Raw genomic sequence first — 12,533 nt, 5'->3', positions numbered from 1 at the left:
GCGAAGTGGGCCCGTCCGGCAGGACAAAGTCTTTATCGCCCCTCCACCAGTCGAACTAAGTAAGATCATCCGTATCGAACGGAGTCACCTTTCGTCCCAACGCCGATACGTCGCGCGAATCCCCCACCAGCGTCTTCACCACTACATCAATCTCATCATCAACCTCAGCCGAGGCAACCATCGCGCCCACCGGCTCCGGAATCCCCAGGCTCTCCAGTAGCACCGTCACATGCGCCACTGCAACGTTGTCCTGATTCAAACCCTCCGGCGTCTTCGCCTTGATCCCCACCTCACCAGGCTTCACGCCCAGCAGCGCCGCTACGCTCTCCCGCAACTCCCCCGCAATCGGCACAATCTTCGGCTTCGCCATCACCAGCACCGTATCGATATTCACGATCTTGTACCCAGCCGTCGCCACCTCTTCCAACGCCGTCTGCAGAAACACGCTCGAAGCCGCACCCTTCCACCGAGGATCGCTCGGCGGAAAGAACGTCCCGATATCCCCCGCGCTCACCGCACCCAGCAGCGCATCCGTAATCGCATGCAGCAGCACATCGCCATCCGAGTGCCCAGCCAGCCCCTCAGGATGCTCAATCGCAAGTCCGCCAATCACCAGCGGCACACCTGCCGTGAAGGCATGCGAGTCAAATCCGTAACCAATCCTCATACCCATAAGCTATCTTCCCATGCTTCGATAAATCGCGGAGCGACCACGACCACCGTACAAAAATCCCTCAAACCTTTCCCTGCCCCAGATAAAACTCCGCCAGCTCAATATCCCCCGGCTGCGTAATCTTGAAGTTCCTCGCCAACCCCTGCACCACAGCCACCTCCACCCCGGCCCGCTCCAACAGACTAGCCTCATCGGTCCCCGAAAACCCATCCGCCTCAGCCTCGACAAACGCCGCCCTCAGCAACCCAAAGCGCGCACCCTGCGGCGTCTGCGCCTGCACAATCCTCTCTCTCGGAATCGTCGCCGTCACAATCGCCCCATCCGCCGTCCGCTCCACCTGCTTGATCGTATCCACCGCCGGCAACCCCACAATCGCCGCGCCATGCTTCACCACCGCATCGATCGTCCGCTCAATCGTCGCCGGATCAATCAGCGGCCTTACCGCATCATGCACCAACACCACATCGTCCGCATCGCACTCCAGCGCGGCCAGCGCATTCCCCACCGAGTGCTGCCGATCGTCTCCACCCTCCACCATATGCACCCGCGGCCCCAGCTTGTACTCCACCATCTGGGCCTCCATCCGCTCTCGCTCATGCGCCCGCACGGCCACGCAAACCGCATCCACCCGCGGCACCGCAAGAAACGCCCTCACCGACCGAACCAGCACCGGCACCCCGCCAACCGACAGAAACTGCTTCGGCGCCGCCGGCGACGCACCCCCCGCGGCCATCCGCGTCCCGATACCTGCTGCTGGAAGAATCACAAAGACTCTCATAACCTGCGAAGTATACAAGATGCGCGCACCTACTCCAGACGCAGCATCATCTCGGTCGATTGTTCAAAGCCATTCCGCTCATAAATAGGCCTGCCGAACTTCGAAGCGTGCAGCGAAACCACCTTCACTCCCCGCCCCCGCGCCGCCTCCACCGAAATCTTCAGCAGTCGATAAGCCAGCCCATGCCCGCGAAACTTCGGATCGACATAAAAGTTCAGCAGATAAGCCCGCATCGGCTGCGCATCCATCCAGTGCGGAGGAAACTCCATCATCCACATACCCGCCCCAGCCACCACGCAGCCCTCTTCCTCCACCATCCACCCAACATAGCTGCCATCGTTCAACCGCGGCCGAACCCAGGCAACAAAGTTCTCCATCATAGCCTGCAGCCCCGCGTCCTCCGCCTGCCCCGCATCCACAAACATCTGCCGCCGCTGCCGAGCAATCAACTCCGCATCCTCAACCGTAGCCAGTCTCGTCTCGAACATCAAAGCAGTATATAAAGACGCGGAGCAGCACTTCGCAGCTCGTGTCCCTCATTGTGGGCAAGTAATAGAGAATATCAAGCCGACCAGCGGGAGGCCCATGCAGTTGGCCCAACCCAGACCGGTACACCCGCCACGAAGTGGCCGCGCCACGTGCAGTGGGCCCGTCCGGCAGGACACGATTCCTTCAGGCAACTAACATAGACACAAATGTCCCCCACCCTCCCCTGCGACCGCACACAATTCCAACCCGGCGATCGTCTCTGCGTAGCCCTCTCCGGCGGAGCAGACTCCGTAGCTCTCCTCCTGACGTTCCACGCACAACGCGAGTCCCTCGGCATTGGCCTCTCCGCCGTCCACGTCCACCACGGCCTCCGCGGCGAAGAGGCCGACGCCGACCAGCGCTTCGTCGAAGACCTCTGCATCGCCCACGACATCCCCCTCCACCTCCACCAAGCCAGCGTGCCACAACGCGTCTCCGAAACCCGAGCCTCCGGCAACGCCGAGACCATCGAAGAGGCCGCCCGCAACCTCCGCTACGAAATCTTCACTAACCTCCTCACCTCCGGCCACGCCGACGCCGTCCTCACCGCCCACACCCTCGACGACCAGGCCGAGACCGTCCTCATGAAGCTTCTCCGCGGAGCCTGGACCGAAGGCCTCAGCGCCATCCATCCGACCATCACCCTCGCAAAAGGAAAGATCCTCCGCCCCTTCCTGCAAACCCGCCGCTCCGAAATCGAAGCCTATCTCACCCAACTCAACCAACCCTGGCGCAACGACTCCACCAACACCGACACCGCTTACACCCGCAACCGCATCCGCCACGAGCTCCTCCCCCAGCTCCGCACCTACAACCCCAACCTCGACCAGACCCTGGCCAACATGGCCGAGCTGGCCCGCGAAGAAGAGTCCCGCTGGCAGACCGAGCTCAACCGTCTCCTCCCCCAACTCCTCCTCCCCGGCAAACCAGTCCGAGGCGGAGGCCGCGCCGTCAGCACCACCCCCGGCCAATCCCATTCCGCCGTCTCCATCGAACTCGATCGCCTTCGCGCCATGGACCCCGCCCTCCGCCGCCGAGTCCTCCGCGCCGCCGCTCGCCAGCTAGGAGCCCGCCTCAGCTTCGACGAAACATCCCGCCTCCTCGCCCTCTGCGGCTTTCGCCCCTACCCGGCCATCGGAGCACCCACCGTAGCCGCCCGCACCGGCTCAACCCTCCACCTGCCCAGCGGCCTCCGCGCCGACCGCTCCCCCCGCGAACTGCGCCTCTATCGCGAGGTGTAGTCATCTCACCCCGAACAACGCCTCATCTCCACCCCGAACAACGCATCATCTCCACCCATAAAATGCGTCATCTCGACCGGAGCCGTGCGGTTCTATCGCACGGCGGAGTGGAGAGACCCCCGCATTTCGCCTTTGCCGTTGCCCGCCTTACATCTTCGCCGCTGTTTCTTTTACGTCGTCATCCTGACCCTGAGCGAAGTCGAAGGGGGATGATCCTGTATTTCGTAGTTGCTCGTCTAACATTTCCATCACCCATAAAGGACAAACAAAACCCTATCCCCAAACCCGCCAAGCAGTTGCCCCCACCTCCGCCTTCGCCCAAACAAGCCATTTCAGGCACGAACACCCCCAAACCCCTTCAACCCCCATCCCCCTAAAGTCACATCAATATTTCCCGCTCCAAACCCACGAATCCTTCCACCAAGAGTAGAATCTAACTACTTGACCGAGGCAGGGCTTTTTGCTGACAATCAGGGTCACCAACAGCACAGAACCTTCCCTCACCGCCGTCGTCTAACCGTAGTACGTCTTCGCTTGCGAAGACTGGATCTGACTAGCGCCAGTCGATTTCGAGGCCGCTGCAGACTAGAAAAATGAGGAAATTCGATTGAACTCGACCGTCAAACAAATTCTGATCTGGGTCTTCATGATCACCTGCTTGGTCTTCCTCTGGCAGGTCGTCGTAAAAACGACTGGCGGAACTCAGGAGAAGAACATCAGCCTGACCCAGTTGCTCAACGACGCCGACCAAGGCAAGATCCAGGACGTCGTAGTCAACGGCGCTGAAGTCACCGGCCACTACCGCGACGACAAGAATCAGTTCCACACCACCATCCCGGGCAACTACCCCGACATGTACAAGACGCTCCGCGATCACGGCGTCAACATCACCATCAAGGACCAGAGCCCCAACCAGTGGCTCAGCCTGTTGATCTCGATCGCGCCGTTCGCCCTGCTCCTCGGCCTCTGGTTCTTCCTCCTCCGCCAGATGCAGTCCGGCGGAAACAAGGCCATGAGCTTCGGCAAGTCACGCGCCCGTCTGCTTTCCATGCAGCAGAAGAAGATCACCTTCAAGGATGTCGCCGGTGTTGACGAAGCAAAGGAAGAGCTCAAAGAGATCATCGAGTTCCTCCGCGAAGCGCAGAAGTTCCAGCGCCTCGGTGGCCGCATCCCCAAGGGCGTACTCCTCGTCGGACCTCCCGGCACAGGCAAAACCCTCTTGGCGCGCGCAGTAGCCGGCGAAGCCAACGTTCCCTTCTTCTCCATCTCCGGTTCGGACTTCGTTGAGATGTTCGTAGGCGTCGGCGCAAGCCGCGTCCGCGACCTCTTCGAGCAGGGCAAGAAGAACGCCCCCTGCATCATCTTCATCGACGAGATCGACGCAGTCGGCCGTCACCGCGGCGCAGGCCTTGGCGGCGGACACGATGAGCGCGAGCAGACCCTCAACCAGCTGCTCGTCGAGATGGACGGCTTCGAGTCCAACGACGGTGTCATCCTCGTCGCAGCGACCAACCGCCCCGACGTTCTCGATCCCGCTCTCCTCCGCCCCGGCCGCTTCGATCGTCGCGTCATCGTCGATCGTCCCGACATCCGTGGCCGCGAAGAGGTCCTCAAGGTTCACTCCAAGAAGGTCCCCATGGCCGAAGATGTGAACCTCAACATCCTCGCTCGTGGAACCCCGGGCTTCTCCGGCGCCGACCTGGCCAACATGGTCAACGAGGCCGCCCTCACCGCCGCCCGCTACAACAGAAAGTCAGTCCACATGTATGACTTCGAAGTAGCCAAGGACAAGGTCATGATGGGTGCCGAGCGCAAATCAATGCTCCTCACCGACGAAGAGAAGCGCGTCACCGCCTATCACGAGGCAGGTCACACCCTCGTCTCCGCGCTGCGCGAGCACTCTGACCCGCTCCACAAGGTCACCATCATCCCCCGCGGCATGGCACTCGGCGTCACCGTCTACCTCCCCGAGGAAGACCAGCACACCGTCACCAAGGACTATCTCGAAACCCGCATGGCCACCCTCATGGGCGGACGCTGCGCCGAAGAGATCTTCCTCAAGCAGATGACCACCGGCGCAGGCAACGACATCGAACGCGCCACAGAACTGGCCCGCAAGATGGTCTGCGAATTCGGTATGTCCAAGATGGGTCCCATGACCTTCGGCAAGAAGGAAGAGCAGATCTTCCTCGGCCGCGAGATCGCTCAGCACCGCGACTTCTCTGACGACACCGCCAAGCAGATCGACGCCGAAGTCCGCTTCTTCGTCGATGCCGGTTACAAGTCTGCCTACACCATCCTCGAGTCCAACCAGGACATCATGCACCGCATGGCAGCCGCCCTGTTGGAGCGCGAGACCCTGGATGCCGTCGAGATCAAGCTGATCATCGAAGGCAAGGAGCTTCCCGCCGCTAAGTCCGCGCTCTCCGGCGTAGACCCAGGCAACGGCGGCGAGACCCAGAAGATCCTCAAACCAGAAGGCGGACGCAAGCCCGGCTTCGGCGAAGGCCAACCTTCCCCCGCGTAACATCTACCCCAGCATCAAAGAGACGAGGCAGCCAAAGCGGCTGCCTCTTCTCTTTGCATCCGCAACAGCCACAATCGCAGTGCCTTTGCCTTTGCCTGTGCCTTTGCCGTTGTCTGTGCCGTTGTCTGTGCCTGTGCCTTTGTCTGTGCCGTTGCCGTTGTCCCTTGCCGTTGCAAGTTCTTGCCGTCATCCTGAGCGCAGTGAAGGATCCCGAAGAAGCCCACCAGCAACAACCTTGCGGATCTTTCAACCAACAAGCTTTACTCGTTGCCTTTCTTGTTGTCATCCCCGAAGGGGATCTGCGGTTGCTTTTGTCATTCCGCCTTACTTCCAATACCCCTGGCCATCCCTAAGAACAACGTATAAACATCACATGCTGACCCGCCCATCCATCCTTCGCCGCATCGAAGAAGCCTTCCTTCTAGCCGCCGTCCTCTTTCTCTACCAGCACCTGCACTACAGCTGGCTCCTCTTCGCCCTCCTCTTCCTCGCTCCCGATCTCTTCATGCTCGGCTACCTCCTCAACCCCCGCATAGGCGCAACAACCTACAACCTCGTCCACACCCTCTGGCTCCCCATTGCCCTTCTCTTCGCAGGCTATCTCCTGCACTGGCCCTCGGCCCCTGCTATAGCCCTCATCTGGATCGCCCACATCGCCCTCGACCGCCTTCTCGGCTTCGGCCTCAAATATCCCACCTTCTTCAAAGACACCCACCTCCAGCACATCCCCTGAAAATAAAGTTCAAAATCGTGTCACATTTTTTACCCCTCAAAACTCACCATCCCCAACACCACGTTTACCACGCAATCCACCACGTTCTCACCACCAAAACACCACGTCCAAACGCCGCTTTTTTCAAAAACCCCCAATAAAAACAGGCTTTTCCACCGCACAACTTTTTTCCTCAAAAAAACCCTGCCCACCGCACCAATGCGACAATAGAAGACAGACGCATGCGCCTCCTCACCCCGATCCTCCTCCTCACGCTCACCGGCTGCGGCTACCACCAGGCCGGATCCGCGACCAACATCCCCGCCAGCGTCCGCACCCTCTCCGTCCCCGTCTTCACCACCAACGCCCAGGCCTTCCACACCGAGATGGCCTTCACCCAGGCCACCATCCGCGAGCTCAACACCCGCACCAAATACCACATCCTCACCTCCGACTCAGACTCCGCCGACGCCACCCTCCACGGCACCATCCTCACCCAGACCGTCGCCCCCCTCACCTACGACGGCGCCACCGGCCAATCCTCCAGCTACCTCATCACCATCACCGCCAAAGTCCTCCTCACCGCCCACGACGGCCACACCCTATACCGCAACGACGCCTTCGTCTACCGCGAGCAGTACCAATCCACCCAGGACCTCTCTGGCTTCATCCAGGAAGATAACCACGCCGTCAACCGTGTCGCAAAAGACTTCGCCCAGGCCGTAGTAAGCGATATGCTGGAGTCGTTCTAATGGCCTCTCTCAAGTCCTTCGCCTCCGTCGACCGATTCATCGCAGAGATCGCCTCCCCAGCTACCCTCCGTCCCGCCTACGTCCTCCTCGGCGACGAGGTCTTCCTCTACGACCGCTGCCGCAAAGCCGTCCTCGCCACCCTCGCCCCCGAAGACACCCGCGACTTCTGCCTCCACGATCTCGACCTCGCCGAAACCAGCATCTTCGAAATTCTCGACCGCGCCCAGACCCCCTCCCTCATGGCGCCCTTCCAGGTCCTCTTCGTCCGCAACCTCAAAACCCTCTACAGCCGCGGCAGCAAAAAAGAAGAGTTCGCCGCCATCGACACCTATTTCCGCTCGCCCAACCCCTCAGCCCTCATCCTCTTCGTAGCCGACCACCTCCGCATTCCCACCGACCTCCGCAAGATGGACTACCAGGACAAGGAGCGCTTCGAGAAGATCCGCGAGACCCTCGGCGACTGGTGCGGCTTCGTAGAACTAGCCCGCGTAGACGAAAACGACGCCATCAAGTGGGTCACCACCACCGCCGAATCCCGCAACATAAAGTTCGACCCCGACGCCGCCCGCGAGCTAGTCGACTCCCTCGGCGCCGACATGATGCTCATCGCCAGCGAGTTCGAAAAGCTCCTCCTCTACGTCTCCGCCCCCGCCGCCCAGCCACTGGAAAGCGTCATCCCGACCGAAGCGCGCAGCGCGCAGTGGAGGGCCCCCCGCATCTCGTCCGAAGGGCACCCCATCTCCCAGGAAGCGACGCAGATCACCAAAAACCGCGTCACCCTCGGCGACGTCGAAACCATGGTCCTCGCCGCCAAGCAGCGCTCCCTCTACGAGCTCACCGACGCCATCTCCGCCAAGGACCGCCCCCGCGCCCTCCTCCTCCTCCACGGCCTCCTCAACGCCTCCGACGGTGGCGAAGACGCCGCCATCGGCCACCTCTATATGCTCGCCCGCACCTTCCGCCAGATGCTCATCATCTCCGAAAAAAACGTCCGCGACCCCCGCGCCATCTGGCAAGTCTTATGGCAGGGCTTTCGCATGCCCCCCTTCGCCGCCGAAGACCTCATCAAGCAAGCCCGCCGCTACAAATCCCGCCGCGAACTCACCCGCGCCATCCGCCTCGTCGCCCGCGCCGACCTCGAACTCCGCAGCTCCCCCGCCAACAAACTCCTCGTCCTCGAGCGCCTCATCCTTGACCTCTCCACCGAACCCAAACCCACTCCCTACGACCCCACCCACCAATTCGCCATGGAACTCTAGGCTCTAGTGCCCCACAGTGTCAGATGCCCACATCTCGATTCTGAGATGTGGGCATCCGACCAAGGACGACCGCATTCCAACTCCGACACACTACTCCGTGATCACCCGATCCGCCCACTCAACCAGCGACACAAAGATCGTTGGGTTACCAAACTTCGCCCCATAGTTATTCAGATCCGCCTCAGTCACTCCTCTTGCACGGGAGCACGTCCCGCAAGCGTAGATCGGAATATGCTTCGCAGCAAGCTTATCCAGCGTCTCACCCACTGGCGGCCATCCGACTGGCGTAACGGCGTTGGCAAGCGTCCTTCGCATCAATCCAACTGCCTCCCCTAGCAGGAAAAACTGCACCTCGTGTCCAGCCTCCGCAAGCGCCAGCCCATGCAGAAAGGGAAACGCCGCTTTGGTGGGATCGTCGGAACCCCACGCGCTCTTCATCATGATCTTCAGCGTCTTATGCGAAGCTTGTCCCCTAAGAGAACCACCACCCAAAGCAAGAGGCAGAGCCGCCAATTGCGCAAATCGTGACAGGAAGAGTCGACGCACCATGAGTTTCTCCTTTGACGGAGAATCTTATGCCTAATCCTCGTCGACAGCATTAGCCAGGTGCCCATATCTCGATTCTCCAGATGGGTACATTGTCCAAAGGACGACCGCACTCCCCCTCCAGCCTCTCTCAGCCACGCACGCAGTAATCTAGTCACATGGACCCCTTAGTCACCCCAGCATGGCTGGCCGCCCGCCTCGAAAACCCCAACACCATCATCCTCGACGCCACCCTCCCTAACGTAGGCGTAACGCCAGCCATCGACACCCACGCCCGCTATCTTGCCAACCACATCCCGGGCGCCATCTTCTTCGACATCGAAGAGCTCTCCGACCACTCCACCCCGCTCCCCCACATGCTGCCCACAGCCGAAGCCTTCTCCCGCAGCATGTCCACCCTCGGTGTCGCCGATAACGCGACCATCGTCGTCTACGAACAAGAAGGCGTCTTCTCCGCCCCACGAGCCTGGTGGATGCTCCGCACCCTCGGCGCACAAAAGGTCTACCTCCTCGACGGCGGCCTCCGCGCCTGGACCGAAGCCAACCTGCCAACAGAATCTGGCCCCGTCCTCCGCGTACAATCCACCTTCCGCGCGAACCGCCACCATGAAGCCGTAAAAGACCTCACCCAACTCAAAGAAAAGATCACCGCCCGCCAACAAATCCTGGACGCCCGCTCCGCAGGCCGCTTCAACGGCACCGCACCCGAGCCACGTCCCGGTCTAAGCTCCGGCCACATGCCCGGAGCCATCAGCGTCCCCTTCACCGAACTCGTAGAAGACGGCCGCCTCAAACCCGCAGACAAACTTCAGCAACTCTTCGCCGCAAAAAAGATAGACCTGCACCAGCCCATCACCACCACCTGCGGCTCTGGAGTAACCGCTGCCGTCATCGCTCTCGGCCTCGAACTTGCCGGCGCAAAAGACGTAAGCCTCTACGACGGATCCTGGGCTGAGTACGCCCAACAGCCCGAATCCTTCATAGAAAAAACCATCTAACAGCCCCTCCAACCATGCCAGAGCTACCCGACATCACGGCCTACCTCACCGCACTCGAGCCACGTATCCTGGGCGAGCCCTTAACGCGCCTCCGCATAGCCAGTCCATTCCTCCTGCGGACGGTCCGACCCACCATCGAAGAGATCGAAGGCCAGACAGTTCGCGCCGTGCACCGCATCGGCAAACGCATCGCCTTCGAATTCGACAACGGTATCTGGCTAGTCCTGCACCTCATGATCGCTGGCCGCCTCCACTGGCGTCCCCTCGGCGCAAAACTCGGAGGCCGCAACAACCTCGCCGCCTTCGACTTCCCCAACGGCTCCCTCGTCCTCACCGAAGCAGGCTCCAAGCGTCGCGCCTCACTGCACCTCTTCACAAACGAAGCCGCCGCGCAGGTGATCGACCCCGGCGGAATCGACATCTTCACTGCCAGCCTCGAAGCCTTCCCCACCGCCCTTACCGCAGAGAACCGCACCCTCAAGCGAGCCCTCACCGACCCGCGCATCCTCTCCGGCATCGGCAACGCCTACTCCGACGAGATCCTCCACGCCGCCCAGCTCTCCCCCATCCTCCAAACCCATAAGCTCACCCCCGAGCGGTGGAAGCGCCTCTACAACGCAACTCGCGACACTATGCAGCTCTGGATCGACCGCCTCAACGGAGAAGCCGCACAAGCCTTTCCTGAAAAGGTCACAGCCTTCCGCAAAGATATGGCCGTACACGGACGCTTCGGCCAACCCTGCCCCACCTGCGGTCAGCCCATACAGCGCATCCGCTACGCCGACAACGAGACCAACTACTGCGCCCAGTGTCAGACAGGAGGCAAAGTCCTCGCCGACCGCAGCCTCTCCCGCCTCCTCGGCAAAGACTGGCCCCGCACCCTCGACGAACTCGAAGCCCTCAAAAAACGCTGACCCGTAGCTAGTTGAAGCGTCTTTGCCGTTGCCTTTCTTGTTGTCATCCTCGAAGGGGATCTGCATCTACCCTTCCACTCACGACGAAGCCGCCTCCGGCCCCCGCGGCCCCTTCGCGCGCCGCAAAACCGTCATCGATACATAAGCCCCAATCCACGACCCCACCGCCGCAAAGCAGACATAAACCCAGTTCTTCGTATAACTGATCACGGCAAACGCCGACAGCAGATACCAGATGCTGCTCCACGTAGCCGCCGGCACGCGCCGTTGCGAAGAGACCGCCGCGTTGAACATCACGTATACAGCATCCGTAGCAGCGGTGGACAACAACACCCCAACTGCAAGCCAGGGTTCAAGATGCGCCATCAGCGAACCTCCTCGGACATTAATCGATTCCTCAATCGACCACGTATTCTAATCTCAGCCAATACCAGATACATTCGCATCTAACCCAACCACCGGAGCGTTTACCTCATGCAAGAAGGCCGAGACGACCGAGAACTCCCGCCCTGGAGACAGATCACCCTCTACCTTCTCACCCTCGCCATCCTCATCCTCTGCGCCTTGATCCTCCAGCCCTTCTTCTCTGCTATCGTCGGTGCCATCGTACTAGCGGTCGTCACCGAGATCCCGTATAACTGGCTCTCCACCCGCATCCTCCACCGCACCACCTGCGCCACTGTAGCCCTCATTCTCGTAATCCTCGCCGTCATCGTTCCCGGCTTCTTCTTGGCGCAGGAACTCGGCGAGCAAGCACTCAAGGCCATCGTCTCCCTCCGCAATCCCAACGCGCAGAACACGATTACCGACTACATCGGCAACCATCCCGCCCTCGCCAATCGCATCGAAGCCTTCTCCGCCTCCATTGACATCAACAACGCCGCCCGCACCACCGCCGCCTACGTAGGCAGCAAAGCCGCAATGATCCTCGGCAACTCCGTCCATCTCATCACCGAGATGGTCGTTATGCTCTTCCTCCTATTCTTCCTCTTTCGCGACCGCCATCTGGCCCTCGCGGCGCTCCGCTCCATCATCCCGCTGCGCGAAGACGAGACCAACGAACTCCTCGAACGCATCGACGACACCATCTACGCCACCTTCCTCGGAAGGCTCGCCATCGCTCTCGTACAGGGAGTCCTCGCCGGTCTCGCCTTCTGGGTTCTCGGCGTCCCAGGTGTCATCCTCTGGTCCATTACGCTCACCGCCTTCGCCATGATCCCAGCCTTCGGTGCCTTCCTCGTATGGGGCCCCATCGCCATATATCTCGGTCTCAACGGCCATTGGGGAAAGGCCGCGCTCCTCGCCATCTGGGGCGGACTCATCGTCAGCACCATCGACAACATCCTCTACCCCATCCTCATCGGCGGCCACCTGCGCGCCCACACCGCCATCATCCTCATCACCATTCTCGGAGGCATCGCAGTTTTCGGTCCCCTCGGCATCATCCTCGGCCCCGTCATCTTCACCATCGCCTCCACCCTGCTCGACATCTGGCACGCGCGCGTCAGCCAAATCGCCACGCAACCTGATCCGCTATCGAGTATCCACTCTCTTTAGAAGCGGAGACCATAATCACCCGTAGAACGATTCGTCAGCGTGTCGAAA

General features: G+C 60.9%; 13 protein-coding genes. 8 read left to right on the top strand and 5 right to left on the bottom strand.

The annotated features are described in order from the left end of the window. Window positions 1–55 precede the first annotated feature (55 nt). The 3 genes from ispF to RBB81_RS10765 all read right to left on the bottom strand — a co-directional run bounded on the left by ispF (window position 56) and on the right by RBB81_RS10765 (window position 1,939). A complete protein-coding gene (ispF, locus tag RBB81_RS10775) occupies window positions 56–673 on the bottom strand; it encodes a 2-C-methyl-D-erythritol 2,4-cyclodiphosphate synthase (protein ID WP_179581908.1) in 618 nt (205 codons plus the stop codon). A 61-nt stretch (window positions 674–734) separates the two neighbouring features. Then, window positions 735–1,451 carry a 2-C-methyl-D-erythritol 4-phosphate cytidylyltransferase gene (ispD, locus tag RBB81_RS10770; RefSeq protein ID WP_353073687.1) on the bottom strand — a complete coding sequence of 239 codons (717 nt, stop codon included), beginning with the start codon at window positions 1,449–1,451 and terminating at the stop codon, window positions 735–737. 29 nt (window positions 1,452–1,480) lie between these two features. Further along, window positions 1,481–1,939 carry a GNAT family N-acetyltransferase gene (locus tag RBB81_RS10765; protein ID WP_353073686.1) on the bottom strand — a complete coding sequence of 153 codons (459 nt, stop codon included), beginning with the start codon at window positions 1,937–1,939 and terminating at the stop codon, window positions 1,481–1,483. Window positions 1,940–2,146: 207 nt separating this feature from the next. On the opposite strand from RBB81_RS10765, the gene tilS reads away from it, so the two are divergent. The 5 genes from tilS to holA all read left to right on the top strand — a co-directional run bounded on the left by tilS (window position 2,147) and on the right by holA (window position 8,470). Continuing rightward, entirely contained in the window at window positions 2,147–3,220 is a 1,074-nt protein-coding gene (gene tilS / locus RBB81_RS10760; protein WP_353073685.1) for a tRNA lysidine(34) synthetase TilS, read from the top strand. A gap of 607 nt (window positions 3,221–3,827) precedes the next feature. After that, window positions 3,828–5,747 carry an ATP-dependent zinc metalloprotease FtsH gene (ftsH, locus tag RBB81_RS10755; protein ID WP_353073684.1) on the top strand — a complete coding sequence of 640 codons (1,920 nt, stop codon included), beginning with the start codon at window positions 3,828–3,830 and terminating at the stop codon, window positions 5,745–5,747. Between the two features lie 373 nt (window positions 5,748–6,120). Then, window positions 6,121–6,480, top strand: coding sequence for a DUF4260 domain-containing protein (locus tag RBB81_RS10750; protein WP_353073683.1), 360 nt, complete (start codon window positions 6,121–6,123; stop codon window positions 6,478–6,480). Window positions 6,481–6,701: 221 nt separating this feature from the next. Then, complete coding sequence (lptE, locus tag RBB81_RS10745) at window positions 6,702–7,211, top strand: LPS assembly lipoprotein LptE (RefSeq protein ID WP_353073682.1); 510 nt, start codon at window positions 6,702–6,704, stop codon at window positions 7,209–7,211. Continuing rightward, on the top strand, window positions 7,211–8,470 hold the full coding sequence (gene holA / locus RBB81_RS10740) for a DNA polymerase III subunit delta (RefSeq protein WP_353073681.1): 1,260 nt from the start codon (window positions 7,211–7,213) through the stop codon (window positions 8,468–8,470). The genes lptE and holA overlap by 1 nt, the downstream gene beginning before the upstream one ends. Window positions 8,471–8,560: 90 nt before the next feature. Here holA and RBB81_RS10735 read toward each other — a convergent pair whose 3' ends face one another. Continuing rightward, window positions 8,561–9,019, bottom strand: coding sequence for a DsrE family protein (locus RBB81_RS10735; RefSeq protein ID WP_179581901.1), 459 nt, complete (start codon window positions 9,017–9,019; stop codon window positions 8,561–8,563). A gap of 155 nt (window positions 9,020–9,174) precedes the next feature. Here RBB81_RS10735 and sseA point away from each other — a divergent pair, with 155 nt between their 5' ends. Both sseA and RBB81_RS10725 read left to right on the top strand, forming a co-directional pair. Beyond that, entirely contained in the window at window positions 9,175–10,014 is an 840-nt protein-coding gene (gene sseA / locus RBB81_RS10730) for a 3-mercaptopyruvate sulfurtransferase (protein ID WP_353073680.1), read from the top strand. Between the two features lie 14 nt (window positions 10,015–10,028). Continuing rightward, window positions 10,029–10,928, top strand: coding sequence for an Fpg/Nei family DNA glycosylase (locus RBB81_RS10725; protein WP_353073679.1), 900 nt, complete (start codon window positions 10,029–10,031; stop codon window positions 10,926–10,928). A gap of 78 nt (window positions 10,929–11,006) precedes the next feature. On the opposite strand, the gene RBB81_RS10720 is transcribed toward RBB81_RS10725, so the two are convergent. Continuing rightward, a complete protein-coding gene (locus RBB81_RS10720; protein ID WP_179581898.1) occupies window positions 11,007–11,294 on the bottom strand; it encodes a hypothetical protein in 288 nt (95 codons plus the stop codon). A 108-nt stretch (window positions 11,295–11,402) separates the two neighbouring features. On the opposite strand from RBB81_RS10720, the gene RBB81_RS10715 reads away from it, so the two are divergent. After that, entirely contained in the window at window positions 11,403–12,485 is a 1,083-nt protein-coding gene (locus RBB81_RS10715) for an AI-2E family transporter (protein ID WP_353073678.1), read from the top strand. The last annotated feature ends 48 nt before the right edge of the window (window positions 12,486–12,533 follow it).

The sequence above is a fragment of the Tunturibacter gelidoferens genome, assembly GCF_040358255.1.
Lineage (GTDB): Bacteria > Acidobacteriota > Terriglobia > Terriglobales > Acidobacteriaceae > Edaphobacter > Edaphobacter gelidiferens.
Note: the sequence above shows the minus strand (reverse complement) of the source record. Positions and strands in the feature narration are given on the sequence as shown.

Excerpts from the sequence above, each read along its gene's own strand:
- RBB81_RS10735 (WP_179581901.1), bottom strand. The coding sequence starts at position 9,019 with ATGGTGCGTCGACTCTTCCTGTCACGATTTGCGCAATTGGCGGCTCTG.
- ispF (WP_179581908.1), bottom strand. The coding sequence starts at position 673 with ATGGGTATGAGGATTGGTTACGGATTTGACTCGCATGCCTTCACGGCA.
- RBB81_RS10750 (WP_353073683.1), top strand. The coding sequence starts at position 6,121 with ATGCTGACCCGCCCATCCATCCTTCGCCGCATCGAAGAAGCCTTCCTT.
- RBB81_RS10725 (WP_353073679.1), top strand. The coding sequence starts at position 10,029 with ATGCCAGAGCTACCCGACATCACGGCCTACCTCACCGCACTCGAGCCA.
- RBB81_RS10715 (WP_353073678.1), top strand. The coding sequence starts at position 11,403 with ATGCAAGAAGGCCGAGACGACCGAGAACTCCCGCCCTGGAGACAGATC.
- lptE (WP_353073682.1), top strand. The coding sequence starts at position 6,702 with ATGCGCCTCCTCACCCCGATCCTCCTCCTCACGCTCACCGGCTGCGGC.
- sseA (WP_353073680.1), top strand. The coding sequence starts at position 9,175 with ATGGACCCCTTAGTCACCCCAGCATGGCTGGCCGCCCGCCTCGAAAAC.
- tilS (WP_353073685.1), top strand. The coding sequence starts at position 2,147 with ATGTCCCCCACCCTCCCCTGCGACCGCACACAATTCCAACCCGGCGAT.
- ispD (WP_353073687.1), bottom strand. The coding sequence starts at position 1,451 with ATGAGAGTCTTTGTGATTCTTCCAGCAGCAGGTATCGGGACGCGGATG.
- RBB81_RS10720 (WP_179581898.1), bottom strand. The coding sequence starts at position 11,294 with ATGGCGCATCTTGAACCCTGGCTTGCAGTTGGGGTGTTGTTGTCCACC.
- RBB81_RS10765 (WP_353073686.1), bottom strand. The coding sequence starts at position 1,939 with ATGTTCGAGACGAGACTGGCTACGGTTGAGGATGCGGAGTTGATTGCT.
- holA (WP_353073681.1), top strand. The coding sequence starts at position 7,211 with ATGGCCTCTCTCAAGTCCTTCGCCTCCGTCGACCGATTCATCGCAGAG.